At 62.8% G+C, this 26,502-nt stretch carries 21 protein-coding genes; 10 read left to right on the top strand and 11 right to left on the bottom strand.

All coding sequences use genetic code 11. The features are described 5' to 3' along the window. Nucleotides 1–57 precede the first annotated feature (57 nt). From LJY25_RS05275 to LJY25_RS05265, 3 genes are all read left to right on the top strand, one after another. Nucleotides 58–540: a GAF domain-containing protein gene (locus LJY25_RS05275; protein ID WP_227607193.1), complete on the top strand. Its 483-nt coding sequence runs from the start codon at nucleotides 58–60 to the stop codon at nucleotides 538–540. Between the two features lie 85 nt (nucleotides 541–625). Next, nucleotides 626–1,288, top strand: a complete 663-nt coding sequence (locus tag LJY25_RS05270; RefSeq protein ID WP_227607192.1) for a hypothetical protein — start codon at nucleotides 626–628, stop codon at nucleotides 1,286–1,288. A gap of 141 nt (nucleotides 1,289–1,429) precedes the next feature. Further along, a complete protein-coding gene (locus tag LJY25_RS05265; RefSeq protein ID WP_227607191.1) occupies nucleotides 1,430–2,605 on the top strand; it encodes a glutathionylspermidine synthase family protein in 1,176 nt (391 codons plus the stop codon). Between the two features lie 131 nt (nucleotides 2,606–2,736). Here LJY25_RS05265 and LJY25_RS05260 read toward each other — a convergent pair whose 3' ends face one another. The 4 genes from LJY25_RS05260 to LJY25_RS05245 form a co-directional block, all read right to left on the bottom strand. Next, the gene (locus tag LJY25_RS05260; RefSeq protein WP_227607190.1) at nucleotides 2,737–3,399 is read right to left on the bottom strand and encodes a phosphatidylserine decarboxylase family protein; all 663 of its coding nucleotides are present in this window, start codon (nucleotides 3,397–3,399) and stop codon (nucleotides 2,737–2,739) included. A gap of 148 nt (nucleotides 3,400–3,547) precedes the next feature. Continuing rightward, entirely contained in the window at nucleotides 3,548–4,834 is a 1,287-nt protein-coding gene (locus LJY25_RS05255; RefSeq protein WP_227607189.1) for a Glu/Leu/Phe/Val family dehydrogenase, read from the bottom strand. A 217-nt stretch (nucleotides 4,835–5,051) separates the two neighbouring features. Continuing rightward, nucleotides 5,052–6,026, bottom strand: a complete 975-nt coding sequence (locus LJY25_RS05250; protein ID WP_227607188.1) for a phosphatidate cytidylyltransferase — start codon at nucleotides 6,024–6,026, stop codon at nucleotides 5,052–5,054. A 14-nt stretch (nucleotides 6,027–6,040) separates the two neighbouring features. Further along, nucleotides 6,041–7,090: a CPBP family intramembrane glutamic endopeptidase gene (locus LJY25_RS05245; protein WP_227607187.1), complete on the bottom strand. Its 1,050-nt coding sequence runs from the start codon at nucleotides 7,088–7,090 to the stop codon at nucleotides 6,041–6,043. Between the two features lie 181 nt (nucleotides 7,091–7,271). Here LJY25_RS05245 and dusB point away from each other — a divergent pair, with 181 nt between their 5' ends. Then, a complete protein-coding gene (dusB, locus tag LJY25_RS05240) occupies nucleotides 7,272–8,261 on the top strand; it encodes a tRNA dihydrouridine synthase DusB (RefSeq protein WP_227607186.1) in 990 nt (329 codons plus the stop codon). A 179-nt stretch (nucleotides 8,262–8,440) separates the two neighbouring features. Continuing rightward, nucleotides 8,441–9,403 (top strand): DMT family transporter, encoded by a 963-nt coding sequence (locus tag LJY25_RS05235; RefSeq protein WP_227607185.1) that lies wholly within the window; start codon nucleotides 8,441–8,443, stop codon nucleotides 9,401–9,403. Nucleotides 9,404–9,520: 117 nt separating this feature from the next. Here the strand turns inward: LJY25_RS05235 and LJY25_RS05230 are convergent, their stop codons facing one another. The 3 genes from LJY25_RS05230 to LJY25_RS05220 all read right to left on the bottom strand — a co-directional run bounded on the left by LJY25_RS05230 (nucleotide 9,521) and on the right by LJY25_RS05220 (nucleotide 16,374). Continuing rightward, nucleotides 9,521–10,501 (bottom strand): lipid A deacylase LpxR family protein, encoded by a 981-nt coding sequence (locus tag LJY25_RS05230; RefSeq protein WP_227607184.1) that lies wholly within the window; start codon nucleotides 10,499–10,501, stop codon nucleotides 9,521–9,523. Nucleotides 10,502–10,630: 129 nt separating this feature from the next. After that, the gene (locus LJY25_RS05225) at nucleotides 10,631–11,401 is read right to left on the bottom strand and encodes a DUF3575 domain-containing protein (RefSeq protein WP_227607183.1); all 771 of its coding nucleotides are present in this window, start codon (nucleotides 11,399–11,401) and stop codon (nucleotides 10,631–10,633) included. 287 nt (nucleotides 11,402–11,688) lie between these two features. Continuing rightward, nucleotides 11,689–16,374, bottom strand: coding sequence for a DUF3320 domain-containing protein (locus tag LJY25_RS05220; RefSeq protein ID WP_227607182.1), 4,686 nt, complete (start codon nucleotides 16,372–16,374; stop codon nucleotides 11,689–11,691). A 139-nt stretch (nucleotides 16,375–16,513) separates the two neighbouring features. Between LJY25_RS05220 and LJY25_RS05215 the strand changes: the two genes are divergently transcribed. Further along, on the top strand, nucleotides 16,514–17,161 hold the full coding sequence (locus LJY25_RS05215) for a beta/alpha barrel domain-containing protein (protein ID WP_227607181.1): 648 nt from the start codon (nucleotides 16,514–16,516) through the stop codon (nucleotides 17,159–17,161). Between the two features lie 9 nt (nucleotides 17,162–17,170). On the opposite strand, the gene LJY25_RS05210 is transcribed toward LJY25_RS05215, so the two are convergent. Continuing rightward, nucleotides 17,171–17,836 (bottom strand): hypothetical protein, encoded by a 666-nt coding sequence (locus tag LJY25_RS05210; protein WP_227607180.1) that lies wholly within the window; start codon nucleotides 17,834–17,836, stop codon nucleotides 17,171–17,173. A 15-nt stretch (nucleotides 17,837–17,851) separates the two neighbouring features. Continuing rightward, nucleotides 17,852–19,597, bottom strand: coding sequence for an amino acid permease (locus LJY25_RS05205; RefSeq protein WP_227607179.1), 1,746 nt, complete (start codon nucleotides 19,595–19,597; stop codon nucleotides 17,852–17,854). A gap of 133 nt (nucleotides 19,598–19,730) precedes the next feature. On the opposite strand from LJY25_RS05205, the gene LJY25_RS05200 reads away from it, so the two are divergent. Both LJY25_RS05200 and LJY25_RS05195 read left to right on the top strand, forming a co-directional pair. Next, the gene (locus LJY25_RS05200; protein WP_227607178.1) at nucleotides 19,731–20,483 is read left to right on the top strand and encodes a hypothetical protein; all 753 of its coding nucleotides are present in this window, start codon (nucleotides 19,731–19,733) and stop codon (nucleotides 20,481–20,483) included. A gap of 49 nt (nucleotides 20,484–20,532) precedes the next feature. Next, nucleotides 20,533–21,597: a lipocalin family protein gene (locus tag LJY25_RS05195; RefSeq protein ID WP_227607177.1), complete on the top strand. Its 1,065-nt coding sequence runs from the start codon at nucleotides 20,533–20,535 to the stop codon at nucleotides 21,595–21,597. A 30-nt stretch (nucleotides 21,598–21,627) separates the two neighbouring features. Here LJY25_RS05195 and LJY25_RS05190 read toward each other — a convergent pair whose 3' ends face one another. Beyond that, the gene (locus tag LJY25_RS05190; protein ID WP_227607176.1) at nucleotides 21,628–22,821 is read right to left on the bottom strand and encodes a sensor histidine kinase; all 1,194 of its coding nucleotides are present in this window, start codon (nucleotides 22,819–22,821) and stop codon (nucleotides 21,628–21,630) included. Nucleotides 22,822–23,048: 227 nt separating this feature from the next. Between LJY25_RS05190 and hemA the strand changes: the two genes are divergently transcribed. Further along, nucleotides 23,049–24,320: a glutamyl-tRNA reductase gene (gene hemA / locus LJY25_RS05185; RefSeq protein WP_227607175.1), complete on the top strand. Its 1,272-nt coding sequence runs from the start codon at nucleotides 23,049–23,051 to the stop codon at nucleotides 24,318–24,320. Between the two features lie 249 nt (nucleotides 24,321–24,569). Here the strand turns inward: hemA and LJY25_RS05180 are convergent, their stop codons facing one another. Next, nucleotides 24,570–24,824 (bottom strand): ArsR/SmtB family transcription factor, encoded by a 255-nt coding sequence (locus LJY25_RS05180; protein WP_227607174.1) that lies wholly within the window; start codon nucleotides 24,822–24,824, stop codon nucleotides 24,570–24,572. A 275-nt stretch (nucleotides 24,825–25,099) separates the two neighbouring features. Between LJY25_RS05180 and LJY25_RS05175 the strand changes: the two genes are divergently transcribed. Beyond that, nucleotides 25,100–26,326: a Glu/Leu/Phe/Val dehydrogenase dimerization domain-containing protein gene (locus tag LJY25_RS05175; RefSeq protein WP_227607173.1), complete on the top strand. Its 1,227-nt coding sequence runs from the start codon at nucleotides 25,100–25,102 to the stop codon at nucleotides 26,324–26,326. The last annotated feature ends 176 nt before the right edge of the window (nucleotides 26,327–26,502 follow it).

The following is a 26,502-nucleotide window of genomic DNA, read 5'->3' as shown; positions in this document are numbered from 1 at the left end:
GCCGGCGCTGTTTAGTCCTTGTTACTTTCCCTGCCCGCGGGCATTTCCTTTTCCAACATGGCTGAAGAACTCATTCTCGATACCACGCTTACCAAGGCCGAAAAATACCGGCAGCTTCTGCCTCAGATCGAGGCCCTGACCACCGGGGAGCCGGACCTCGTTGCCAACCTGGCCAACACCATGGGCGCGCTCAAGCAGGCGTTCAACTTTTTTTGGGTGGGGACCTACCTCGTAAAAGACGAGGAGCTGGTGCTGGGACCGTTCCAGGGACCTATTGCCTGCACCCGCATCCGGCTGGGCAAGGGCGTCTGCGGCAGCAGTTGGCAGCAGGCTCAAACGATTCTGGTGCCCGACGTGGAGCAGTTTCCCGGTCATATTGCCTGCAGCTCTGATTCCAAATCGGAAATCGTGGTGCCGGTACTCCAGGATGGCCGGGTGGTGATGGTGCTCGACGTGGACAGTGACCAGCTCAACGACTTCGATCAGCACGACCAGCACTACCTCGAAGAGCTGGCCCGGCTGATGGCCCGCTGGTTTTAATACCAGCTTCGGATCCTGGCTACGCGTGAAGTTTCGCGGGTCGGGTGCTACCTTGCTGTTCTCATTTCTCTCCCAACTGAACGTTATGAAAAAGAACTTTTATACCCTGGGCGACTGGCGGCGCAACGTCCTGCTGCTCGCCGCGGCTGCCAGCCTGGGTCTGGGCGTGCTGCCTGCCTGCTCCTCCGACAGCGGTGAATCCAGCCGCGACCAGACTGCCGGGCAGTGGAGCGGCGAGACCTACAGCGAGGGCGTTATCACCGAAATGACGGAGGTACAGCCCGGGCAATGGAAAATTACCGCTGAGCGGCCCGCCGGCAAAGAGCAGGTCGCCGCCGTGCTGCACCACTTCGATGGCAAAGTGGATACGCTGCAGGGGCAGGCCTTGCAAAAGCAGATGCAGGAATACAGCCGTGTGAACCCCGAAAACCGGCAGGGTGGCACGGGTATGATGGATATCCTGATGTGGGGTGGCATCGGCTACATGGCCGGGCGCTTTCTCACGCCCAACCCCGGCGCGTACGCCAACCCGGGCCTGTTGCAGCGCAACCAGGGCTGGCGCGCCAACGTGGCCCGGGAGCGGGACCAAGGGCGGGGCTTCTTTGGCCGGGGCTTTGCCGGCAGCCGGACCTCCCCCTCCGCGGGCATCCGCCCCAGTTCCTCCGTTTCGCGCACCATCCGCAGCAGCGCCCCTACCATGGGCCGCAGCTCCGGGTTCGGCAGCCGCAGCGGTGGGTTCGGGGGATGATGGCTGGTTTTTGGTGATTGGTTTTTTGTTTTTGGCTGGCCATCAGCAATGGGGTTTGACATATTACCTCCTGCCATCCCCTTTACAACGCCTTAATCCAGCACCAGCTCCCGGAATCCAGTAACCAACAACGAAAAACCAATGCCCATTAACCTGATTCCTCTTGCTGGCAACGTCACCCCGGCCGTGCGCGCTTTGGGCTGGGACTGGGTGGTGGAAGACGCCTGTGAAAACTACGTGGCCCGCGAAGCGGTAGCCCTACCCGAAGAAGAAGCGGAGGACCTGCTGGAAGCAGCCGACACCCTCTACAACATGGTCGTAGAGTCGATTCCGGACCCGATTCCCGACGACCTGCTGCGCCTGCTGGCTATTCCGGCCGCGCTGTGGTCCGCGGTGCGCCACTCCTGGAACGATGACCGCCACTGGCACCTCTACGGCCGCTTCGACCTGGCCTCCACCGTCGACGGCATCAAGCTGATTGAGTTCAACGCCGACACAGCCACCAGCCTGCCCGAAACCGCCGTGGTGCAGTGGGCCAGCCTGGTAGCCGCCGGGCAGGCCGACGAGACCAGGCAGGCCAACGGGCTTTTCGAAGGCCTGGAAGCCCAGCTGCACGAGTGGCTCGGCCTCAACGACGATTTAAACCCTAGTCTGCTGCTGGTACACCTGCCCGGCAGCGCCGAGGACGAAGCCAACTGCGCCGTGCTGGCCGAAGCTGCCCGCGCTGCGGGCTTCACCGACGTGCACGTCTGCCCGGTCGACGCCATGCAGGTATCGGTCGTAGGTGAGGAGCGCGGGGTGTGGGCCCAGTTTGGCCCCGACGAGTGGCGGCGCTACAGCTTCGTGTTCAAGCTGGTGCCCTGGGAAATCCTGGCTGTCGAAGAGCCCGAGCTGACGGCCGATCTGGTCCAGCTGCTGCTCAGCCGCGACGTTATAATTGCCAATCCCGCCTACACGCTGCTGTTCCAAAGCAAAGGTCTGCTGGCCTGGCTCTGGCAGGTGTACCCGCACCACCCGCTGCTGCTCGAAACGGCGGGGCAGGACATCGGCGGCCATCAGGTGCGCAAGCCGATGTTTGGCCGGGAAGGGCAGAACATAGCCGAATTGGACCAGGGACGGGTACGGGCCGAAGCCGCGGGCGACTACGGGCAGCAGCCCCAGGTATTTCAGCGCTGGGCCGCACTACCCGCCGATGCCCAGGGCCGGCTGTACCAGGCCGGGGTATTCTGGGCCGGCGAAGCCTGCGCGCTGGGCTTCCGCCGCGAAAAGGGCGTTATCACCAACCTTTCTGAGTTCGTACCGCATAAGCTGGTGTAGTCGTATTCCTTTGAAAAGCCGAAACCCGGGCCGGATGCTTCTGCAGCATCCGGCCCGGGTTTCGAGTTATTAGTTGTCCGTTGTTAGGATCGTTCTGAAAACGGACAACTAACAACTGACAACTAATTAAATCAGATTTTCAGCTGGGCAATAACGGTTTCGCCGCCTTTCACCTTTTCGCCAATCTGTACCTTGACCTCCGTATCCACGGGCACGAACAGGTCGACGCGGGAGCCGAACTTGATGAAGCCGAACTCCTCGCCCTGGCTTACTTCGTCGCCCTCATTCACGTACCACACGATGCGGCGGGCCATGGCGCCGGCAATCTGCCGGAACAAAACCATAGGGCCGGCATCCGACTGCACCACCACGGTGGTCCGCTCGTTTTTGGTGCTGCTCTTGGGGTGCCAGGCTACCAGGTAGTTGCCGGGGTGGTACTTGAAATAGCGCACGATGCCCGAAATCGGGTTGCGGGTGATGTGCACGTTGATGGGCGACATGAAGATGCTGATCTGCTTGCGCACGTCGTCGAAGTACTCGGGTTCGTGCACGTCCTCAATGACCACCACCTTGCCGTCGGCGGGCGCGATGAGCAGATCCTCGTGGGTGAGCAGGTTGCGGAACGGGCTCCGGAAAAACTGCAGCAGCAGCAGAAAAGCCACCACTGAGGCCCCCACGAAAATCCAGTTGAATGTCTCCGCTCCGGCGTTGAACTTGAACAGCAACAGGTTGATGGCCAGCAGTGCCAGCATCGTGAAAAACAGAATACGTCGTCCTTCTTTGTGAACTTTCATGGGGTAATGGCAACTGTGAAGACAGGCCCGGCGGCGCCGCAGAGGCCCGCCGGTTCCCGACAAACGGCCCACCCAAGCCGCTGAGCTCAGATGGGCCGTAAATCAGAACAAAGGAAGCAGCAGCATGTTGCTCCCGGCCGCGACCAGCTTAGAAACCGCCGCGGAATTTATACGTCTGCGCTACTTTGTCGATGGCAACCACGTAGGCCGCGATACGCATCGGAACGTTGTATTTCTGGCTGGTGGCGTACACTTTCTCGAAGGCGTCGGTCATGATGCGCTCAGCGCGCTCAATCACCATATCCTCGCTCCACTTGTAGCCCAGGCGGTTCTGCACCCACTCAAAGTAGGAAACCGTTACCCCACCCGAGTTGGCCAGGATGTCGGGCACTACCATGATGCCCTTGCGGTTGATGATGTCGTCAGCGGAAGCTGACGTGGGGCCGTTGGCACCTTCCACAATCAGCTTGGCCTGAATCCGCTCGGCGTTGTGCTCGGTAATCACGTCTTCCACGGCGGCCGGCACCAGTACGTCCACGTTGCAGGTCAGCAGCTCGTTGGGGTCCATGCTGCTGGCGCCGGTGTAGCCTTCGAGGCGGCCCTTGTGGGCGTTCTTGTAGGCAATGGCTTCGTCGATGTTGATACCTTCCTCGTTCCAGTAGGCGCCGCTGATGTCGGACACCGCCTTGATTTTCACGCCTTTGTCAAAGAGCAGCTTGGCAGCCCAGGAGCCCACGTTGCCAAAGCCCTGCACGGCGGCCGAAGAAGCTTCGGGGTGCATGCCCAGCTTGCTCATGGCCGCCAGAGCCGATACCATTACACCGCGGCCGGTAGCTTCGGTCCGGCCCAGGGAGCCGCCCATAACCAGGGGCTTACCCGTTACCACGGCCGGCGACGTGGCGCCCACCGTCTTGGAAAACTCGTCCATCAGCCAGGCCATTTCGCGGGGGCCGGTGCCCATGTCGGGAGCCGGAATGTCGCGGTCGGGACCGAATACGTCTTTCAACGCCAGGGTGTAGCCGCGGGTCAGGCGCTCCAGCTCGCCGGGGCTCATGGTGGTCGGGTCGCAGATGATGCCGCCCTTGGCGCCGCCGTAGGGAATATCAACCACGGCGCACTTCCAGGTCATCCAGGCCGCCAGGGCCTTCACCTCATCAAGGTGCACGTTCATGTCGTAGCGGATACCGCCTTTCGAGGGGCCCAGGATGGTGTTGTGCACCACGCGGTAGCCCTCGAACACCCGCACGCTGCCATTGTCCATCGTCACCGGAATGTTGACGATAACCTGCTTGTCGGGTGCTTTCAGCACATTGTACGTTGCATCATCCAAGCCCAGAATCTCAGCCGCGATGTTAAAACGCGACATCATTGATTCGAGCGGGTTTTCGCGGTCCACGATCGGGGCCGGCTCTTTGTATACCGTGGTGGCAGCCATGCGGGATATAAGGTTGAGGGTGGGTTAAAAAACACGACAACTGCCCACAAGGTGGGAACCGGGGCAGCGCGTGGGGAATGAGAGGCCAAAGGTAGCAGGATTCTATCGTACGGGAAGGCTACGCAGTTGGCGGTGTTTTTAATGCGCTAATGTGTTTTGAATGGGCTGCTGGGCCAGTGAAAATGTCCATGCTGGCCGTCAGCCCCAGCCGGCGGCCTTACTTTCCGGCCAGCAGCTGAAGCAAAGCCAGCACGGGCAGGATAAACAGAAAGGCATCGAACCGGTCGAGCAGGCCCCCATGCCCGGGCATAATGGTGCCGGAGTCCTTCACGTCGACGCTGCGCTTGAGCATGGACTCGGCCAGGTCGCCGAGCGGGCCAAACAAGGCCACGGCGCCGGCTGCCACGAGGCGGTACGTGAGCGACAGCTCGGGCAGCAGGTAGCCCAGAACCCAGCCCATAGCCAGCGTGAGCAGAAAGCCACCTACGGCGCCTTCCCAGGTTTTGCCGGGGGAGATTTTGGGTGCCAGCTTGTGCCGGCCAAAGGTTTTGCCGGCCGCATAGGCCCCGATATCCGAGCACCAGACCATAAACAGCAAGGCAAAGACGCGCCGGTAGTCGTACGTGCCGTCCCCGCTGAACGCTACCACGTTCAGCAGACTCATCGGCAGGCTGACGTACAGCAGCCCCAGCAGGGCCACACCGATGTTGGAGAACGGAGAAAACTCCTTGTCCTCACGGGGCCAGGCGTACATCTCCCGCAGAATCAGCAGTACCGGCAGCAGCAGGCCCAGGCCCAAGACGACATTCTGAACGGTTCCGACCGCCTCAAACCATTTGCCTGCTTCGCCGAGAGGATAGATTGTCCCGTCTATCCGGGGGGTGTGGCTGTAGTGATAAACGCCATTCAGGAAATGGATACAGCCAAACAGAACCAGGCTGATTGCTCCGCCCAGCACCGCCGCCGGACGGTACCCCGCTTTCTGCATCATCCGGTAGAACTCCCACAGCATGATAACCTGCACCGCGGCAAAGAACAGCCCGAACGACCAGGGGCTAAACCACACGCTGCCCAGCAGCAGAATGGCACCGAGCACGCCATAGAGAATGCGCTGCTGCAGGTTGCTGGGACCGGCAGGCTTGCCGGCCGGGGCAGTTGGGGCGGGAAAGTCGGGCAAGAGGGAAGAGGGCAAGATGGAAAGGCAATCTAGGCGTTCGGGGGAGAATCCAGCGGCGAGGCTACGCCTTTGCTGCCCAGCGTACGGCTAACCTGCGGGATGGGTGCACCGGCCGCGGCCACGGCTACCCCGCTGCGGCTGAGCGTGTGCATCTCGGTAGGCTCGGCAGTGGCCGTCAGCCAGCGGCGCAGCGCCAGCAGCAGGGTTCCGGTCAGCACTACCGACAGCAACACCAGGGGCCAGGGCATGGCTTCGTTGGCATCGGGGTCGAACGAGGAGAACACGCCGCGCTGCTGCAGGTACAGCAGCACCAGCTGAAAAGCGTTGTGGGTGAAGTGCGCCGCCATCGGCACTAGGATACTGCCGCTCCACTCGTAGAGGTAGCCAAACAAGGCGCCGAGCAGCAGGCGGGGTACAAAGCCCAGGAACTGCAGGTGAATGGCGCTGAAAATCAGGGCCGACAGCCAGATGCCCGCGTGGGCCGATTTAAACCACTGCCCGAGCAGGCGCTGCACGACGCCCCGGAATACCAGCTCCTCGCCCACCGCCGCGCCCCCGGCAATGACGAGCACCGCCACCAGGAAGTGCGGAACCGTGCCAAAGTCGGTGAGCAGCTTGATCATGCCCTGCAGCTGCGCTTCCTTGGCCCGGGCCTGGGCTTCCCAGTCGCTCAGAAAGCCGGGCAGGTGCACGTTGGCATTCCACTCAATCACCCACGACAGCAACGGTAGGCTCACCAGCACCAGCACCGCGGCGGCCAGCAGCCAACGCGCCGCCACCGGCCGGGGCGCGAAGTAGGATTTCAGGCTCCGGCCCTGCACCAGCACAAACGCCAGCACTCCGCCGCCCAGGCCCACAAACGCCGTGAGCCCCTGCAACAGCATCAGTACCGACCAGCCCTGGGCATGCCCGGCCGGGTTCTGCAGCACCCGCTGCAACTCGGTCAGGCTTACGCCGAACAAGATGCCGGCCAGCGCAAAGGCCAGAAAGTAGGCCACGCACAGCCCCGCCAGCAGCAGGGCACCCAGCAGCAACAAACTCAGAATCGGATGCAAACGGTCGGAGACGAAACCTTTCATTGATGCGTGGGGTCTTGGGAACTTAGGGTCCCGGGGGCTTGGATTTTGGGTTCCTGGATTTTTCAGAGCCGATGGTCAGCAGGCCGCGCTTTTCGCTTAAACCAAATCCAGGGCCCCAAGTCCTTAGCATCCAAGACCCCAGAAAGCGTAAATTTGCGTAAATTCCTTTAATCCCTGTCCCGTGGTTTATATCCGCGACCTTGCCCTGCCCGATTTTCCGCTGCTGCTGGCCCCGATGGAGGACGTGTCCGACCCGCCCTTCCGGGCCGTGTGCAAAGCCAACGGCGCCGACCTGATGTACACCGAGTTCATCTCCTCGGAAGGCCTGATCCGCGATGCCGCCAAAAGCCGCAAGAAGCTCGACGTGTTCGACTACGAGCGGCCCATCGGCATTCAGCTGTTCGGCTCCGACGTGGAGACGATGGGCGAGTGCGCCCGCATCAGCACCCTGGCCGGCCCTGACCTGATCGACATCAACTACGGCTGCCCGGTTAAGCAGGTGGCCTGCCGGGGCGCTGGCGCGGCCTTGCTGCGCGACATTCCGAAGATGGTGGACATGACCTCCGCCGTGGTAAAAGCGACCCACCTGCCCGTGACGGTAAAAACCCGCCTGGGTTGGGACGACAGCACGCTGAACGTGGAAGAAGTGGCCGAGCGGCTGCAGGATGTAGGAATCGAGGCCCTGACCGTGCACGGCCGCACCCGGGTCCAGATGTACAAGGGCGACGCCGACTGGCGCCTGATTGCCAAAATCAAGGAAAACCCGCGCATCCGGATTCCCATCTTCGGCAACGGCGACATCGACTCGCCTCAAAAGGCGGTGGAGTACAAGAACCGCTACGGGGTGGATGGCGTCATGATCGGGCGCGCCAGCATCGGCTACCCCTGGATTTTCCGGGAAGTAAAGCACTTCGTAGCGACCGGCGAGCTGCTGGCCCCGCCCACGGTGGAGGAGCGCGTAGCCATGTGCCGGATGCACTTCGAGAAAAGCATCGAGTGGAAAGGCCCGCGCGTGGGCATCTTTGAGATGCGCCGGCACTACGCCCAGTACTTCCGCGGCCTCGAAGGCGCCAAGCAGTGGCGCATGCGCCTCGTCGAAACCGACTCCGTAGAAGAGGTTTTGTCGATTCTGGAAGAAATTGCCGCTGCCGAGCCGATGATGGTGGGGTGATTTTTAGCTGTAAGCAACAAGCCTCAAGCTGCAAGCTTTTTTGCCGTTGTCATCCTGAGCTTGCGAAGGACCTCAGCACTAGTGAACATCAATCGTAGCAACGACAAATTGTTCTGATGTGACAAGGTCCTTGGCAGGCTCAGGATGACATTGTTTTATCTACTGCTTTCCCTTACCCAATGCCCACTTCTCCTACCGCGCCAGCCGTTTCCGCCGCCCCCGAAGCTACCCCGGTCAACGCGGCCGCACCCAACGCTACGCCCCTGTCGGCTTGGATCCTGCTGATCGTGCTGGCCACCATCTGGGGCACGTCGTTTATCTTGATGAAGAAAGGGCTGCTGGTGTTTTCGGCCATGGAACTGGGTGCCATCCGGGTGAGCGTGGCATCGTTGCTGATGCTTCCCTTCGCGGTGCGCCACCTGGGCCGGCTGGAGCGCAGCCGGATTAAGTGGCTGCTGCTGAGCGGGGTCGTGGGCACACTGATTCCGGCATTTCTGTTCGCCTACGCCGAAACCAAGATTGCCTCTGGCCTGGCCGGGGTGCTGAACGCGCTGACGGTGATGTTCACGCTGCTGGTAGGCGCCCTGTTCTTCGGGCAGCGCATCACCTGGCTGCGGGCCATGGGCATCGTGGTGGGTCTGGGCGGCACGGCCGTCCTGATCGGGCTGGGCGGCAGCGGGGGCGACGCCACGCCGAGCGGAACCGGCAACGCCTGGTATGGGCTCTACATCCTGCTGGCAACCATCGGCTACGGGGTCAGCATCAACATCATCAAGCACCACCTGCAGGGCATTCCGGCTTTAGCGGTGACGGGCCTGCTGCTCTTGTTTATCGGCGGCCCGGCCCTGGCATACCTGCTCGTGTTCACCGACTTCCTGACCAAGCTCGCCACCGCGCCCGGGGCCTGGACGGCCTTTGGCTATATCGCCCTGCTGGCCACGCTCAGCACGGCCGTCGCTATGGTGCTGTTCAACAAGCTGATTCACCAGTCAACCGCCCTGTTTGCGTCCTCCAATACTTACCTCGTGCCCATTGTGGCGCTGGGCTGGGGCGTGCTCGACGGGGAAAGCATCCACCTCTGGCACTACGTGGGCATGGTCGTGATTCTGGTCGGCGTCTTTATCGTGAACCGGGCCAAATAGGGCTTTTGGCTGATGGCCGTTAGCTATTGGCGTTTTGTTTTTCAGCTCCACCTAGCAGAAAGAAGCCGAATGAAAGCTGATATAACGGCAAAAAGGCCATCAGCCACCAGCTACCAATCAAAACGCTACGCGTACATCAAGCTGGCCCCAGGCGTGGGAGCGGGCGTTTTTAAACTCCGGCGTTAGCCAGACGGCGGAAGTTTTCAGGCTGACCCCGCCGTAGGCCAGCACGAGGCTGGTGGTGGCGCGGGCTACTCCCCGACTGATGGCGCTGCCCGGCAGCACGTACGGCGACTTGCGGGCGAACAGGCCACCCTGAAGCGCAGCGTTGTAGCCTACCAGCCGGCCCTGCACCTCGCCCTGCCCATACACCTGCACCTTCGAGCCGGTCCGCTGCCCGGCACCTGCCATTCCTAACAGGCTGCTGAAATACGGATTCATTTTTCCGACCCGTAGCAGCAGACCGGCTTCAGCGAACGTGTTGAGCGTGCCGAGCGAGGCCCGCGTCCTGCCGATCAGCTCGGCCGCTTTGCCGGCGGCGGCCAGCTGCTTCTCGAAGCCCACGGCATAGCCCAGCACCACGTCGCTCTGAATCTGGTAGTCCCAGCCCAGGGGCCGGGGGGCGCCGAGCAGCTCGTGGAGGTTGGTCTGGAAGGCTTTGGCCCCGGCTTTGGGGCCGATAAAGCCCAGGTCGAGGGCCGAGGTGAGGCGCTGCTGCCGGCCGGCGTCGGTGGCCGCCCGGTACAGGGAGGCGTAGATATAGGAAGCATACGGCCGGTCGCCGTAGCGGATGCCGGCATCCTGAATACGCAGGGGCGTGAATCCGTCGTAGAACAGCTGCAGGCCGTAGGCGCTGCGGGCCGGGGCACGGCCGCTCAGCAGCAGGTGGCGGGTAGGCAGGTGACGGAGCAGCGGCAGTACCACGTTCAGCGACATGCCCTGGGTGAAGTAATAGTCGGTGCGAAAAAAGGCGTCGTTGGCAAAGGTGTAGGCCACTCCCCGCTCCGGGCTCACTGCTACCGAGTCGGCTTTCTGCGCCGCGGCGGGGCCGCTTCCGCAGCCAATCAGCAGGAAAAGAAAGGCAGCCAGCCTGTGCATAACGGAACCGGGAAAAGACACGGCCCTACGTACGCAACTCACGTGGCTACCGGGCTTACCGGTCCGGCTTTAATTTGCGTAGAGTCCGGCCCGTAAGCGTGTTTGGCCACTCTTTCGCAGCAAACAGCTTTAGAAAGCAATGCCGACGGACAGCATACCGTTCAGCACGGAGCCGGGCCCCAGGGTGTACCAGCCCAGCTCCGGGTCGCCGCTGGCCACTTCATCAACGCTCCAGCGGGTTTCGGTGCGCTTGCCATCGGGCAGGGTAGCCGTTTCGCTGAAAGACTCGCCGATGTTAGTAGGAAAGGGCATCCATTGCAGGCCCACGTAGATATCAAGCGGAATGTTGCGCTTGGTGCCCAGCAGCAGCTGGTACCCGAGCCCCCCGCCCCCGCCGGCGGTTTTAAACCCTTTTTTGATGACGGCGCTGCCCTCGGTATCGAGGCTGGTAGGGAAGCCGTCCGCATTGTAAGTGGTTATCGTGCGGTTGTAGGTGTACTCCGTGTTGAAGGCGCAGCCACTGGCTTTGGCCTGCAGATAAAGGCCGCTCAAAGCGCGTCCTACAAAGTAGTACCGCACAAAAGGCTCGAGTTTAAGCCCCTTGAACTGCCCATAGTAATACGACGCGACGAGGCCTCCGCTGGCCTGGCGGCCGAATGCCAGCTCGCCGTGCACCCGGGCTTTGTTGAGAAAACCCAGCGGACTTACCCGCAACGCTACTGTCCGCTTCTGCATTACCGGCGGCACGGCCTTGCGCCCCAGGTTGCGCCACTGCCGGCCGCTGGCGGTGGAGTCGGGAACGGCGGTTGAATCGGCCGGGCTCTGGCTAAATGCCGTGAAGCTCAGCAACAGCAGCCCGGTCAGCAGGCCGGGGCGAACAAGGGAATAAAGCAACGTCATAAGAAACCGAACTAACAGCCTGGGCCGGGAAAAACGGAGGCTGAATAAGTTGTAATTAACCGCTCAAATATAGCACAATAGGCCAACCCTGCTGCTTTCGGTGTCCCGGTCAACGGGCCGGGCAGCACGTCAGCCAGCCTTAACGCCGGCCCGGCCCCGCTGGTATGCTGCCCTCCGGTCGGTGGCACGTTTGTTCAGGCCCCGCCGGCTGGAAGCTCATTCCGGCAGGTTGCTTCTGAAAGCAAGCGGGAGGGCGGATTGTTTCGATCTGACAACCTCCTTGTGCGTCACGGCATGGTCAGGATTCCCGCGTTTTCAACCAGCCGCTGGGTGGCCAACAGCCCGTCAATGGCTGCAGCCAAAATTTTCAGCTGCTGCTCATTAGGCCGGGCAAAGCCCAGCAGCCGGGCTGCCTGTCGGGCGGTAGCTTCGCGCGACAGGCTAAAGCCGTTGCGCACTACTGCCAGCAGGGCCGCCGCCTGTTCCTCAGGAGCCACCAGCTCCAGCCGGCGCGATACTACGGGCAGCAGGCTCCGGCTCCGGGGAGCTACCACCGAGCCGGGCAGCCACAGAAAGTCCTCTTCCTGCCGGATGCTCCCCAGGCTGACCGCCAGCCGAATGGCAGCGGCTACGCCGGCGCGTATCCGGGAGCCAACCTGCCCGGCCCCGGCGGCCTGAGCCAGGCGGCGCGTCACTTCTTCCACATGCACCGGGCTTTCTACCCGCACTACCTCCGTCACCCACACCGCCAGCCGGCCCACCGGCTGCCGGTGTAGCTTCTGAAGGCGGATAGCCGCCGGCAGCCGGGCCATGGGATATGGCTCGGACAGAGCCGGCGGCGGGCCCGATTCGCGCTCCACGCCGCCCGATCCGGTTAAAGCCGCGGCTGCTGTTTTGGCCTCTTCCGCAGCGGACTGCCGGCCGGCGCGGCGAGCGTGCTCAATAGCGGCTACTGCCTGGTCGGCCGCCCGCTTAGGGTTGCGAAACCAGTCGGTACTCCAGACCCGGTGCAGACGCCAGCCCAGGGCTTCCAGCACTTCCTGCCGCAGCCGGTTTCGGTCCCGGGCCGAGCGGGCCCGCTGATACATGGTCCCGTCGCTCTCAATTCCCAGGAGGTACTGCCCGGGTCGGTTTGGGTCGACTACGGCCAGGTCGAGGTGAAAGCTGGTGCTGCCCACCCGGTGGTGCAGCTCGTAGCCCTGTTCCGAAAGCGCCTGGCCGACAACCGCCTCAAACGACAGCTCGTCCCTGTTTTCATTCTTGTGGGCAGCTAGCTCACCCTGGCCAGGCTGCGCGAAGGCAAGGAATGCTTTCAGGGCCGCCACGCCCCGGGCCGGAGTCCGGCTCAGGTCGAGGTCGGCGGCGGTGAGGTTGGTGAAGACGTCGCAGCGCTGCCGGGCCCGGGTTATGAGTACGTTAAGGCGCCGCTCCCCGCCCTCGGCGTTGAGCGGACCAAAGCTCATAGCGAGGTGTCCGTCCCGGGACCGGCCATAGCCAAGGCTGATCAGCATCACGTCCCGCTCGTCACCCTGTACGTTTTCCAGGTTTTTGACGAAAAACGGCTCGACCGGATGGCGGTTGAAGAAGCTTTCGGTGGCGGCCTGCTGCTGACGCCGGATTTCCAGGGCATCCTGGATAGCCTGGCGCTGGGCGGCACTGAAGGCTACGACGCCGAGGGTAAGGTGGGAGCGGGTGCGGGCGTGTTCTAGCACCGCGTCGGCTACGGCGGCTGCTTCCTGCGGGTTGGTGCGGGTGGTGCCCCGCTCGTAAAAGGCATCCGGCAGGTGATGGTAGAACAGCCCCCGCTCCTCCTGCCCGCCGGGACTGGGGAAAACCACCAGCTTCCCGTCGTAGAACAGCTCGTTGGAGGGCGCTATCAGCGACTCGTGTTGACTGCGGTAGTGCCAGCGCAGCCACCGCTCCGGCATCTGCCGGGCCCGGGCAAGCTCCAGGATGCTGGGCAGGTCGGCCGTTACGTTTTCCTCGTCGGCGGCTTCGCCGGTCCCGGTCAGGGAGTCGAAAAAGCTGGTGGGCGGCAGCTGCCGGGAGTCGCCGACTACCACGAGCTGCCGGCCCCGGGCAATGGCGCCCAGCGCGTCCACGGGCTTTACCTGGCTGGCTTCGTCGAACACCACGAGGTCAAACGCAACGCTTCCCGGCGGCAGGTAGCCCGCCACCGACAGCGGCGACATCATAAACACTGGCTTGATGGCCTGCACGGCCCGCCCGGCCTGCTGCATCAGGCGGCGCAGGGGCAGGTGCCGGCTTTTCTTGGCCAGCTCATTGCGGACCACCAGCATCTGACCACCGGCTCCCTCCCGGGGCAGCTGCTCATAGTGCCGGCGCAGGGCCCGGATCCGGTTGTGGTGGAGCAGGCTTTGGTCGGCCCGCCGGAACTGACTTATTGCTGCTTCGTGGCTGGCCCGCTCAAACTGCCGCAGGGCCGGAAACTGGTTATGGGCCAGCTGCAGCAGGTATTCCAGCCAGGTATGTCGCACGGCAGCCAGCAGTTGCTCCGCGGCGGCCGGCCAGCTTTCGGCTACCGGCAGCAGCTCCGGCACCTGCGCGGCCCGAACCGCAGTGGCCACGTTGTTCCATTCCGTGACCAGCCCCAATGCCGGCAGGTCAGCAGCCCAGGCAGCCAGCACCGTGAGCTGATCGGCAAAGGACTGGAACTGCAGGCGGCCGGCGGGACCGAAGCGCCGGGCTTCATTGAGTTGCAGTGCATCAACCAGGGCCTGCAGGCTGCGGCGGTGCCGGGCCAATGCCGCCTCCAGGGCAGATAATGGAGAAGCTACTGCGTCCGGGACGACGGTAGCCAGATGATTCAGCAGAGCCGCGGGCAGCTCCCGCCGGGCAATGCGCTGGTGGGTGAGGGTGAGATAGTCGACTAGCCGGCGCAGGGCGGGCCAGTCGGAGCGAAGTCCCAGCCAGGCCGGCCCCAGCAGCGCCGCCGCGTAGGGTGCAGCCCCGGCCACCGTCCGGGCATGCCGCCGGGCCATCTGAACGGCATCGAGAACCGGAACTACTGCGAGCAGGTCTTCCGGCAGCGGCGCCCGCCAGACGTGCTGCAGGCGCAGCCGGGCCCGGCGGTAGCCGGCATGCAAATGCCGCCACCACTTTTGGCCGGTGGTCAGCAGAATCGTGCGCTCGGCGCTCAGGTCCTGCTCCCAGGCCTCGGGCAGCAAAACCGCGTCGTACTGCTGGTGCAACTGGCTGTAAGCTGTGCCGGCAATCAGTGCCTCCCCCAGCGAGCTGAGTTGCTGCTCCCAACCCGGGTCGGCCACGGCCGCGGCGGTCAGCGGGGGAGCCAGCTGGACGTGCCGGGCCGTGGGCAGCAGGGCTTCGGCCGCCGCCCGGTCAGCGGGAATTGGCAGGCTGAGGTGTTCGGCCAGCTCCCGGGCGGCAGCTTGCAGCGCAGCTACGGCAGCCCCGGCTTCCGGCAGCAGGCTGCGCAGGATTGCTTCCTCCGCGGGCAGCAGCCTCAGCAGCTCACTTCCCCAGAAAAGCAGGTTGTGGGGGCTGCCGACTTTTTGAAGCATCGCCTGCAAGCGAACAGCCTGGGCTTCGGCCCGGGCCGCGTCGGCATCCGTCCAGCTGCTCAGGCGGGCAAACGAGATTCGGGGCAGCACACTCGCACCAGCTTCTCCGCGCAGGTGCAGCAGCTCCCCCATAACCTGCTGGGCCGTGCGGCGACTGCGTCCCAGGGGTGTATTTACGGCCAAGGCATAGTCGTTGAGGAGCTGACGGTAGCCGGGCAGCTGGGCTACATGGTCATCCGTTGCCGCCTCTGCTACCGGGCGGCCCAGGTCCAGGGTCTGGCGCAGGTCGTGGTGCAGGGCTTTCTTGCTGGCTTTGTGGCTGTGCAGCTCCAGGCAGGCGGCCCCGAGCCCAAGCGCATCAAGGCGGCGTTTCACGACTTCCAGCGCGGCCATCTTCTCAGCCACGAACAGCACCTTCTTCCCGGACCCAATGGCCTCCGCCAGCAGGTTGGCAATGGTCTGGGACTTGCCCGTGCCCGGCGGCCCCTGAATGATGAGGTTGCGCCCTTCGTGCACGGCCAGCAGGGCCAGCAGCTGGGACGAGTCGGCGTCGAGCACCTGGTGCAGTTCGGCGGTCGGGCTTTCGGTGTCGAGAAAAGCATCGTCGTCCACCGTCGGGGCGGGGTCCTGAAAGCCGGTGTCGGGGCCGAGCAGGGCCTGGATAACGGGGTGGTCGAGCGGGCCGCGTCTGGCGGGCCAGCCAGCCGGGTCCAGGTCGCGGTACAGCAGCAGCTTGCCAAACGAGAAAAGCCCCAGCTCGACGCTTTCCGCCTCGACCTGCCAGCGCGGAAACCCGGCCACGGCTTTTGTTACCGCCGCATAGTAGCTGGTCAGGGGCAGCTCATCGTCGGGCTCCGGCAGAAGAAGGCCGAAGCTGGCTTTCAGCCGGACCTGCAGGGAAAGGTTGACTTCGACCTCGGCGCCGGAGTAGCGCAGGCGAAACCGCTCGGCCACGGTACCGCGCTCCAGCAGCACCGGCACCAGCACCAACGGCGCCTGCCGGGCGTCGGGGCTGTCCGCCGCCTCGTACCAGGTCAGCCGGCCCAGAGCGAGGTACAGAATGTTCACGCCCTGCTCTTCCAGGCTGGTGCGGGCAGCGTAGTAGGTGTTCAGTAGCCGCCGCTCAAGCTGGTCGGAAAGCTCAGCGGTGTGTAGCTGCCCGGCCGAACCGGAAGCAGGGTCCCCTTCATTTTCTTCGGAGGTCAGGGCAGAAGCTGACGGAGCAGGCCGAAAGGACATTGGCTTGCCCTGCCGCACCAGGCGGTTGTACACCGCTTCAGCATTGCTGGCCCCGATAGAAAGCCCATATGTCCGGGACGGCCGGTAGTGAAGCAGGGGGTTGCGCAGGCCCAGGTCCAGCAGCTCCTGCCGGGAAGCCTCGAGGCGGGCCGCCAGGGCCGGGTCAGGGAAAGCAGAAGCAGTGGCCGACATAGGGAAACGAAGTAACTACTTAATACGCACTGGCGAGGCCGATTTCCGGCTTCCAAGCCGGGGCCGGGCGAAGCTTTGCTTAAAAGAGCGACTTGGTGTACCGCGGCGCGTATACCCCCTGCACCTTTATGCTTCTTTCATGGCCCGTTTTACCCGCTCCCAGCTGCTTGCCCAGGCACTCCGTACGCCCTTGATTCCTGTCTTTTACCACGCCGAGGCCGCGTATGCCAAAGACGTGCTGCGGGCCTGCTACGAAGGCGGGGTGCGGGTGTACGAGTACACCAACCGCGGCCCCGAGGCCTTTGCCATCTTCTCCGAGCTGCAGACGTTCGTGGAGGCCGAGTACCCCGACCTGCTGCTGGGCGCCGGCACCATCTACACGCCCCAGGACGCCGAGCGGTTTATTGAGGCCGGAGCCGACTTTATCGTGTCACCGGTTATCAGCGCCGAAGTGGCCGCGGTGTGTAAGCGCCACGACTTGGCCTGGCTGCCCGGGGCCCAGACGCTGAATGAAATCTATCAGGCTATTCAGCTGGGCGCCGACCTGGTAAAGATATTTCCCGCCAGTCACCTTGGCCCGGCCTACATCAAAACCCTGCGCGGCCCGCTGCCCCATGTGCCGCTGCTCGTCAGTGGGGGCGTGCAGCCCCAGGACCTGGCCGACTGGTTCGGGGCGGGGGCCAGCTGCGTCAGCATCGGCTCCCAGCTGCTGCCCGCCGATGGCCCGGGCGGACTGTCGGCGCGAGTGGCGGAGCTGCTTCGGCAAATTGAAAAAGCCAGGGCGTAGCGTTTCCCGCTACGGCACCGGGGCGTAGGACGTGAGTTTACGCAGAGGCTGAGGCTTGCTGCGCCCCTTCTTGTCGACCAACAGCTTGCAGTCTTCCGAAACCTTCTTTACCTCGTAGGCCCCGGTTACCAGATTGGCGTCGCGGTAATTCCAGCCGGCGGGGCCGTTGAGGCCGGGACAGTCGCCATCGTTGCGGCCCGAGCTTTCAGTTTCGCCGATCAGGTAGAAGTCGCCCTGCTGGTAGCGGAACTTGCTGGTAATGCTCCAGCGCCAGCTGCTGCCGCCGTAGTGGTCGACGCTAAGCACGCCTTTGGAGATGGTCACGCCTGCGAACGGGTCGCCGTAGATGCCCCCGCACTCCCTGCACAGCACGGCTTTGGCCGACTGCGCCGCCAGCGTATACCCGGTGGGCGTACCGAACAGAACGAGCAGGCGGCGAGCCGGCAGGTTGTCCTCCGACGATGCTTCCTCGGCTTTTGACCGCAGCACCAGCGCCACGTCGGGGCGGCCGTCCCGGTTCAGGTCGCCCACGGCCCGGCCTGCGGGGAGGGTGTCGTAGCGGGCCGGAATAAAATCAGCCACGGTGCGGCCGGTCGTGGGGATACGGGGCGCGGTTTGGGCGTGGGAAGACAGGCCAGCCAGCAGAGCCGGCAGAAAGCAGACGAGGCGCTTCATAAAAAGCTTTTCCGGCTACTGGGCCAGGGCCGGGTTCTGCCCGAGCTTGGAGTTTTTGAAGCCGTAGCTGAAATAGATAACCAGCCCCAGCAGCAGCCAGATAAAGAACATCGTCCAGTTGTTGATGCCCAGCTGGGTCATCAGGTAGAGGTTGATAAGCAAACCCAGCGTGGGCAGCAGGCTCAGCCGCTTGCGGAACGACAGCCAGGCCAGCGCCACGCAGAACAAAATGAAGACCAGCATCGGAATCTGGTGACGGAAGCCTTCGTAGCCCTCATCGAAGCTGACGAGGCGGAAGAAGTCGTTCATCTGGGCCCGGTTGTACACGAACAGCAGCGCGGCCGTGGCGACCAGCAGCACCGGCACCAGAAACTGCCCGTTGATGTAGGGAACTTTAAAGCGGGCCTCGGAGCGGCCGTAGGGGTCGATAATCAGGATGCCGCCGCAAACCAGGGCAAAAGCGAACAGGGTGCCGATGCTGGTCAGGTCCACCACCAGGTCCATGTTGAGCACCAGGGCAGGCACGGCCACGAAAAAGCCGGTGACGACGGTGCTGAACGAGGGCGTGTGAAAGCGGGGGTGGATGCGGGAAAACACCTTGGGCAGCAGCCCGTCCCGGCTCATCGTAAGCCAGATGCGGGGCTGGCCCAGCTGAAACACGAGCAGCACCGAGGCCATGGCAAACACGGCACTCACCGCCACCAGGCCCGACAGCTTGGGCAAGCCCACCTCGGCAAACACAAACGAGAGCGGGTCGCCCACGCCGAGCTTGGTGTAGGGCACCATGCCCGTGAGCACCAGGGTAATGACCACGTAGAGCACCGTACAGATGATGAGGGCGTACATCATGGCCTTGGGCAGGTCACGCTGGGGATTCTTGCACTCTTCGGCCGTGGTGGAAATGGCGTCGAAGCCGATATAGGCGAAAAACACCGCCGACACGCCCTTGAGCACGCCGCCCACGCCGTTCGGCGCGAACGGACTCCAGTTGGCCGGCTCCACGTAGAACGCGCCCACGGCAATAACGACGAAGACCACAATCAGCTTGAGCAGCACCAGGATGTTGGAGGCCGTCTTGCTTTCCTTGATACCCACGTACACCAGAGCCGTAATCAGCACGGTAATCAAAAAGGCCGGCAGGTCCACCACCAGGCGCAGGCCGCCAAACAGCTCCGGGGCGGTGTTCCAGATCTTGTAGCCGGCCATCTGCGCTTCGGTAGCGCCGCTGAGCGGCTTGCCGGCCTGCATCAGGTCCATGACGGCATTATAGCCGATGTAGGCGCTCTGGGTGCCCGTGCTCAGGTAGCCTGGAATGTGTACCCCGATGCCGTCCATAAGCCCGGTGAAGTAGTCAGACCAGGAAATGGCTACCACGATGTTGCCCACCGCGTATTCCATAATCAGCGCCCAGCCGATAATCCAGGCGGCCAGCTCCCCGAACGAGGTGTAGGCGTAGGTGTAGGCCGAGCCGCTGACCGGCACGGTAGCCGCAAACTGAGCGTAGCACAACGCCGAAAACGCGCAGGCCACAGCCGTAAATACGAACAGCAGCGACACGGCCGGGCCGCCGTCGAGGCTGGCTTTGCCGATGGTGCTGAAAATACCCGCCCCGATGATAGCGGCAATGCCGAGGGCCGTCAGGTCGCGCACGGTGAGGTGGCGGGCCAGGCCTCCGGTCGTGAGGATATCGTGGTCGGCGGGCGGGTTCTGCAGGATGGCCGCAATGGTCTTGCGGCGGAACAGGCTGTTGAAAGAACTCATTCTGGGAAGTGGGAAGGCAGGGTTTCGGGGGCAAAAGATAGGAAGAATGCCGCGACGGGCAGTTTTCGACCGGAGAGTTGACCGGCAACCCGAGCTATTCCATATTTTTCTGACTATTCTTTTATATTGAGCCATGTTCCGGCGCTCTACCACTCTCTCCGTTCCGCAGCCCTGCTTTGAAAGCTGGGCCAGCATGACTCCCCGGCCCCAGGGCCGCCATTGCGCCAGCTGCCAGGAGGTGGTCGTGGACTTCACGGAGAAAACCGACGCCGAAATTCTGGCCTTTCTCAAGCAGTACCCCAAGGTTTCCTGCGGCCGTTTCACTGAAGACCAGCTGGACCGCCCGCTTCAGGGCAACCAGCCGCCCCGCCCCCGCTGGACCAACTGGCTGGCCGCGCTACTCACGGTGTGGGGCGCCGGGCAGCTGGCTGCGCCAACGGTGCGTGGTCAGAATATGGAAAACCGGGCCGGGGGCGGACCGCAGCCACTAGGGGGCGGAGCCGGGCAGTTGCCCCGTTCCGCCCCGGTAGTAGCCGGCACGGCACCTGCTCCACCCGCTGAAAGGACGGACAACCTGCCGGAGGAAGCGGATGCCAGTGCGGCAGATAGCCTTCAGGTGAGTGGCGTCGTGTGCAACCGCTGGGGCATTCCACTCCGAAACGCCGTCATCCGGCTGGGCAATCAGGAGCTGACCAGAACCGATATCACCGGCTACTTTCAGGTTACGCTCCCGGCAGACTCGCTTCAGCAGGCTCAGGAGCTGCGCATCAACCGGTTTCACTACCGCGGTCAGGTCCTGGCCATTAACCCGGACCGTCACCGACCATATGCCTTGTTCCTGAAGCGGCGGCCCAACTTCCGAAAACTGGCGGGCAAATTCCGCTAAACGTGCTGTTGCCCCAAACCTTTCCCCTGCCAAAACTCTTTTTGCGGGGATGAAAAGCGTACTGTTATCCTCCCTCCTGCTCCTGCTCACCGCCGCCTGCGGCCTGAAAACCACGAATAAGTACGACGTAGTAGCAGACCGCGCCCAGCTGCCGCAGGACGAGGCGGTTCACCCGCGCAACTCCCTGGAATGGTGGTACCTCACCGGCCACCTCAAGGACGTGAAGACCGGCGAAGCCTACGGGGTGGAGTACGTCTTCTTTCACTTCAACCCATCGGGCGACAAAGACTACCAGATGGTCAACTTCGCCATCACCGACCCCCAGACCAAGCAGTTCCGCTACGACTATGCCGTGGCGCCGCTGCCCCAGCTGCTTACCGCCCAGCTGCCGATCAGCCTGCGCATGACCAAGCAGAAGCAGACCTGGACGCTGTCCGGGCAGGAAGGCCGCTACCACCTGCAGGCCCGCATGGCCCAGCATTCCGGCCTTGCCATCGACCTGACGACCACGCCGGCCAAGCCCGTGCTGCTGCACGGCGGCACCGGCTACGAGCAGTACGGCACCGCCGCCCGGGCCGGCTACTACACCTATCCCCGCCTGACTACCACCGGCACCGTGGAAATAGATGGCCAGGTGCGGCAGGTAACCGGGGAGCTGTGGTACGACCGGCAGTGGAACTGCAACGCCGTGATGAGCAAGGACACGGGCTGGGACTGGTTCAGCATCCAGCTCGACCAGCCCCGGGAGGAGCTGATGCTCTACCAGCTGCAGAACCGCGTGACGGGTGAGGGCATCAACGGCGGCTCGCACTACGGCCCGCAGGCGCAGAACACCCACCTGGGCGCGGCCGACTTCAAGCTTGAAACCCTGGCCTGGTGGACCAGCCCCCGCACCGGGCAGCGCTACCCGGCCAAGTGGCGCGTGCAGGTGCCCAGCCAGGGCTACGACCTGGTGCTGGAGCCCGTTATTCCCGACCAGGAGCTGAACGTGCGCATCTTCCGGGCCATCACCATCAACTACTGGGAAGGCATGTGCCGGGTCTCGGGCACCCACAACGGCAAGCCCGTTTCCGGCAACAGCTACGTCGAAATCACCAACCCGGCAAAGAAGTAGGCTGGTGTACTAATGCAGCCCCCTGAAGAGCTACTCCCCTTTCAGGATAACCCGGAACGTAGTGCCTTTGCCGACTTCCGACCACTTCACGAACAGGCGGCCCTGGTGGTAGTTCTCGATGATGCGTTTGGCCAGGGCCAGGCCCAGGCCCCAGCCGCGCTTCTTGGTGGTGTAGCCCGGCAGAAACACGCTTTCCATCTTGCTTTTCGGAATGCCCTTGCCCGTATCGGTGATGTCGATGGCAATCTGGGACTTGTTGCGGGCCGGACGCCGGATCTGAATCGTGATGCTGCCCCGGCCGTCCATGGCGTCGATGGCGTTTTTGCAGATGTTCTCGATTACCCAGTCGAACAGCGGAATGTTGACCTGGGCGGGCGTATCGGTGGGCAGGGTAGAGTGAATGGCGAAGGTAACCTTGCGCGACACCCGACTTTGCAGGTAGGCAATGGCGTTCTGCGTCACGCGCAGAATGTTCTCGTCCTTGAGCACCGGAATGGAGCCGATGTTGGAAAACCGCTCGGTAATGATTTCCAGCCGCCGCACGTCCTTGCCCAGCTCCTCCACAATCGGCTCGTCCTGAAACCGCTCCGACTCCTTGAGATACGTGTGCCAGGCCATCAGGCTGCTGAGCGGGGTGCCCAGCTGGTGCGCGGTTTCCTTGGCCAGGCCCACCCACACCCGGTTCTGCTCGGCCCGGCGCGAGTAGCTGAAGGCGAAGTAGGCCATGATGCCCAGGCAGCCGATAACGGCCAGCTGCACCAGCGGATACGTCCGCAATTGGGTTAGCAGCAGGGAGTCCTTGTAGTAGATATAGCTGCGCAGCCCGGCCCCCAGCTCCACCACGATGGGCGGGTGCTGCTCCTTCATTTCCTGAATCTCATTCTGCATGAAGGCAATGGAGTCCCGGGCCGACAGCTTTTTCGGAATCTTCAGGTTGCGGGTGCCCAGCACGTTGTTGTCGGCGTCGGTCCAGATAGTGGGAATGGTCTGGTTGGCGTCGATGATTTCCTCCATCAGAAAGGTGAGGTTGGTTTCTTCCTCGGTGTTGATGATGTAGCGCTGGGTTTTGGCGTAGAGGTCAATCTGCTGCTGCTCCCGCTCGGAAAGGCGCTGTACCAGCACGTTGGTGTAGATAACCGTGGCGGCGGCAATGAGCAGGGATACGGCCAGCACCACCAGCTTAATGCGGGACTTCTGGTCGTAGATGGGCAGGAAGGAGGGCAAGGCGGAGTGGTTGAGGCCGGTACAGCGCCGGCAACGGGCCGGGCGTTAGGCCGAACGAAGGTAAGCGTCCGGTTGTTTTAGCCCGCAAGCTCAACGGCTGGCCCGGTCCGGCTTTCCCGGCTGATTTTTATCCGGGTTTGCGCCGAACCCGGAGGCCGTATTAAGGGTTTTCTTTCTAACGAATTGCGGCGTAATTTTGCCCCCCAAGTTTCGCACTAGCACCTGCTATGCCCCATCCATTCAAGGCAGTCAGTTTATCCTACAAGAAAGCGCCCCTGGCCATCCGGGAGCTGATTGCGCTGGATGAAGCCGCCTGCCGCCGTTTCCTGCATACGCTCCACCACGACCTGGCCCTCTCGGACCTGCTCGTGCTCAGCACCTGTAACCGCACGGAGGTGTACTACGCCGCCGACCGCGACCAAAGCCCGGCCATCATTGCCGCGCTGTGCGAGCTCAAGGGCCTGCCCGACAGCACCACGCACTACGACTACTTCGACATTCTGGCGTCGTACGACGAAGCCGTGCAGCACCTGTTCGAGGTAGCCATGGGCCTCGACGCCCAGGTAGTGGGCGACCTGCAGATCAGCAACCAGGTAAAGACGGCCTACCAGTGGTCGGCCGACCAGGACGCCGCCGGCCCCTTCCTGCACCGCCTGCTGCACTCCATCTTCTTTACCAACAAGCGCGTCCAGCAGGAAACCAACTTCCGAGACGGTGCCGCTTCCACGTCCTACGCCACCCTGGAGCTGGTCGAGGAACTGACCGCCGACCTCGACAATCCGCGCGTGCTCGTGGTGGGCCTCGGCGAAATCGGGGCCGACGTATGCCGGCACTTCAGCACCAGCAAAGGCTTCAGCAGCGTGAAGCTCAGCAACCGCACCCGCGCCAAGGCCGAGCTGCTGGCCGAAGAGTGCGGCCTGCCCCTGCTCGACTTCGAAAACCTGGTAGAAGGCATGAAGGAGGCCGACGTGATTATCTCGTCGATTGCCCGCGACACGCCCTTCTTTACCCGCGAGATGCTGGCCCACCTCGATATTCTGAGCTACAAGTTCTTTATCGACCTGTCAGTACCCCGCAGCATTGAGGCAGAGGCCGAAACGGTGCCCGGCGTGCTCGTCTACAACATCGATACCATTCAAAGCAAGGCCTCGGCGGCCCTTGAGCGCCGACTGGCTTCCGTGCCGCAGGTGCGGGCCATCATTGCCGAAAGCATTGCCGGCCTCAACGACTGGACCAAGGAAATGCTGGTGTCGCCTACTATTCAGAAGCTGAAAAACGCCCTGGAGCAGATCCGCCAGGAAGAAATCAACCGCTTCCAGAAAAAGATGAGCCCCGAGGAAGCCCAGCGTGTTGAGGAAATCACCCGCTCTCTGGTGCAGAAGCTGCTCAAGCAGCCCGTGCTCCAGCTCAAGGCGGCCTGCAAGCGCGGGGAGGCCGACCAGCTCATTGACGTGCTCACCGACCTGTTCGACCTCGAAAACCAGCCGGCCACGGCCTAGGCAGCCCGCGCGCGGCGAAGCCGAAGCACCCGAAGAAGCGTTTGTGGCCCCATAAAGCCGAGAAGCCCTGCTGTATTGATACGGCGGGGCTTCTCGGCTTTATAAGCTCCTGCACATTTCCCAGAACCAATGGGGGCGCCCCGCCCGCTCCGACTTGCCGAAAGATGCCTTTCCGCTCAACTGAAGGCACGAAAAAAGGACCGTCGGAAGGCGGTCCTTATTCGCTTTTTGACTTCTAATCAGCTACCCTTACAGCGTTTCGCAGCACTCCTCGAGGGAGTCAATCACGTCGAGCAGCTTAGGAATGGACAGGGAGTAGTAAATCTTGGTACCCACCTTGAACGACGACAGAATGCCGCGGTCTTTCAGGGTAATGAGGTGCTGGGAAGCAATGGCTTGCGGCAAATCGAGGGAACGGTAGATTTCCGTGACGGTCATCTTATCTCCTTTCCCCAGCAAATCCACGATGGCCAGACGTTTCGGGTGCGCCAGTACTTTCAGCATGGCAGCAGCCTTATCTACTTTTTGCGATTCAACGCGAGCGAGCAATGGTTTCATATAGTGTGCAAGAGTGGTCGAATGGGTGATGCGGGAATATCGGTTATACGATATTCCGGGTCTGCAAAGTTCCTGGCACCCAGGTTAAAATTGAAAATTTTTAATGTTCGTGTAACGAAACCGTCCTGCGTTCCCCTTGAAACCAGGGAGCAAGAGACGTCGGCCCTTGCGCGGGGCTGCTTACCTTTGACCAAAACTTCCCTCCTCCCACCCTCCTCCCCATGAAAGACCTGCTGGCCACGTTCGAGAATAAGCGTCCTGAGATTGTATTTGAATGGAAAGATGCCGAAACCGAGGCCGAGGGCTGGGTGGTGATTAACTCGCTGCGGGGCGGGGCAGCCGGGGGCGGCACCCGTATGCGCAAAGGGCTCGACAAGCGCGAGGTCGAAAGCCTGGCCAAAACGATGGAAGTGAAGTTTACCGTGTCGGGCCCGGCCATCGGCGGGGCCAAGTCGGGCATCAACTTCGACCCCCAGGACCCCCGCAAGCGCGGCGTGCTGGAGCGCTGGTACCGGGCCGTGTTTCCGCTGCTGAAAAACTACTACGGCACCGGCGGCGACCTGAACGTTGACGAGATTCACGAAGTCATTGCCATCACCGAGGAGTACGGCCTGTGGCACCCGCAGGAAGGTGTCGTGAACGGCCACTACCGCGCCACCGAGCCGCAGAAGATCCAGAAGCTGGGCCAGCTGCGCCAGGGCGTGGTAAAGGTGATTGAGGATGCGGCCTTTACGCCCGAGCTGAGCCGCAAGTACACCGTGGCCGACCTGATTACCGGCTACGGCGTGGCTGAGGCCGTGCGCCACTACTACACCCTCTGGGGCGGCAGCGTGCAGGGCAAGCGCACCATCATCCAAGGCTGGGGCAACGTAGGCGCCGCCGCGGCTTATTACCTGGCTTCCCAGGGCGCCCTTATTACCGGCATCATCGACCGGGCCGGGGGGCTGCTCCGGCCGGAGGGATTTTCGCTGGCGGAAATCCGCATGCTGTTCCTGGAGCGCCAGGGAAACTCACTGGCGGCCGACAACCTGCTCTCCTTCGACGAAGTAAACCGGCAGGTGTGGTCCGCCGGGGCTGAGATCTTTATTCCCGCCGCGGCCTCCCGCCTCGTAACCCGGGAGCAGGTCGAACTGATGATTCAAAACGGGCTGGAAGTTATTTCCTGCGGGGCCAACGTACCCTTCGCCGACCCCGAAATCTTCTTCGGCCCCACCGGCGACTACGCCGACCAGCATGTATCGGTGATTCCCGACTTTATTGCCAACTGCGGCATGGCCCGGGTATTTGCCTACCTGATGGAAACCAACGCAGAAATCACCGACAAAGCTATATTCAGCGACACCTCCCGTATAATCGGCCAGGCGCTGGAGCGCACCTACCGGCAAAGCCAGAGCCGGACGGGCATCGCGCAGATGTCGTTTGAGATGGCCCTCCGCCAGCTGGTTTAGCTCCAGCCAATTCACTGGCTCTTAATCAGTTTAGCTTATACTACCTGATTTTGCCGCCCCGTTGCCCCGGCACATATCCTGCCTGGGCAACGGGGCGGCTGTTTTGGATTGATGGCTTGTTTTTTAACTATTCCGATACTATCTTGAACAGGTGCTAGCACGGCGTTGGGTTTCAC

It is taken from the genome of Hymenobacter translucens, assembly GCF_020685205.1.
Classification (GTDB): Bacteria; Bacteroidota; Bacteroidia; order Cytophagales; family Hymenobacteraceae; genus Hymenobacter; species Hymenobacter translucens.
The sequence above is the reverse complement of the archived record's forward strand: the minus strand, read 5'-3'. Positions and strand labels throughout refer to the sequence as shown.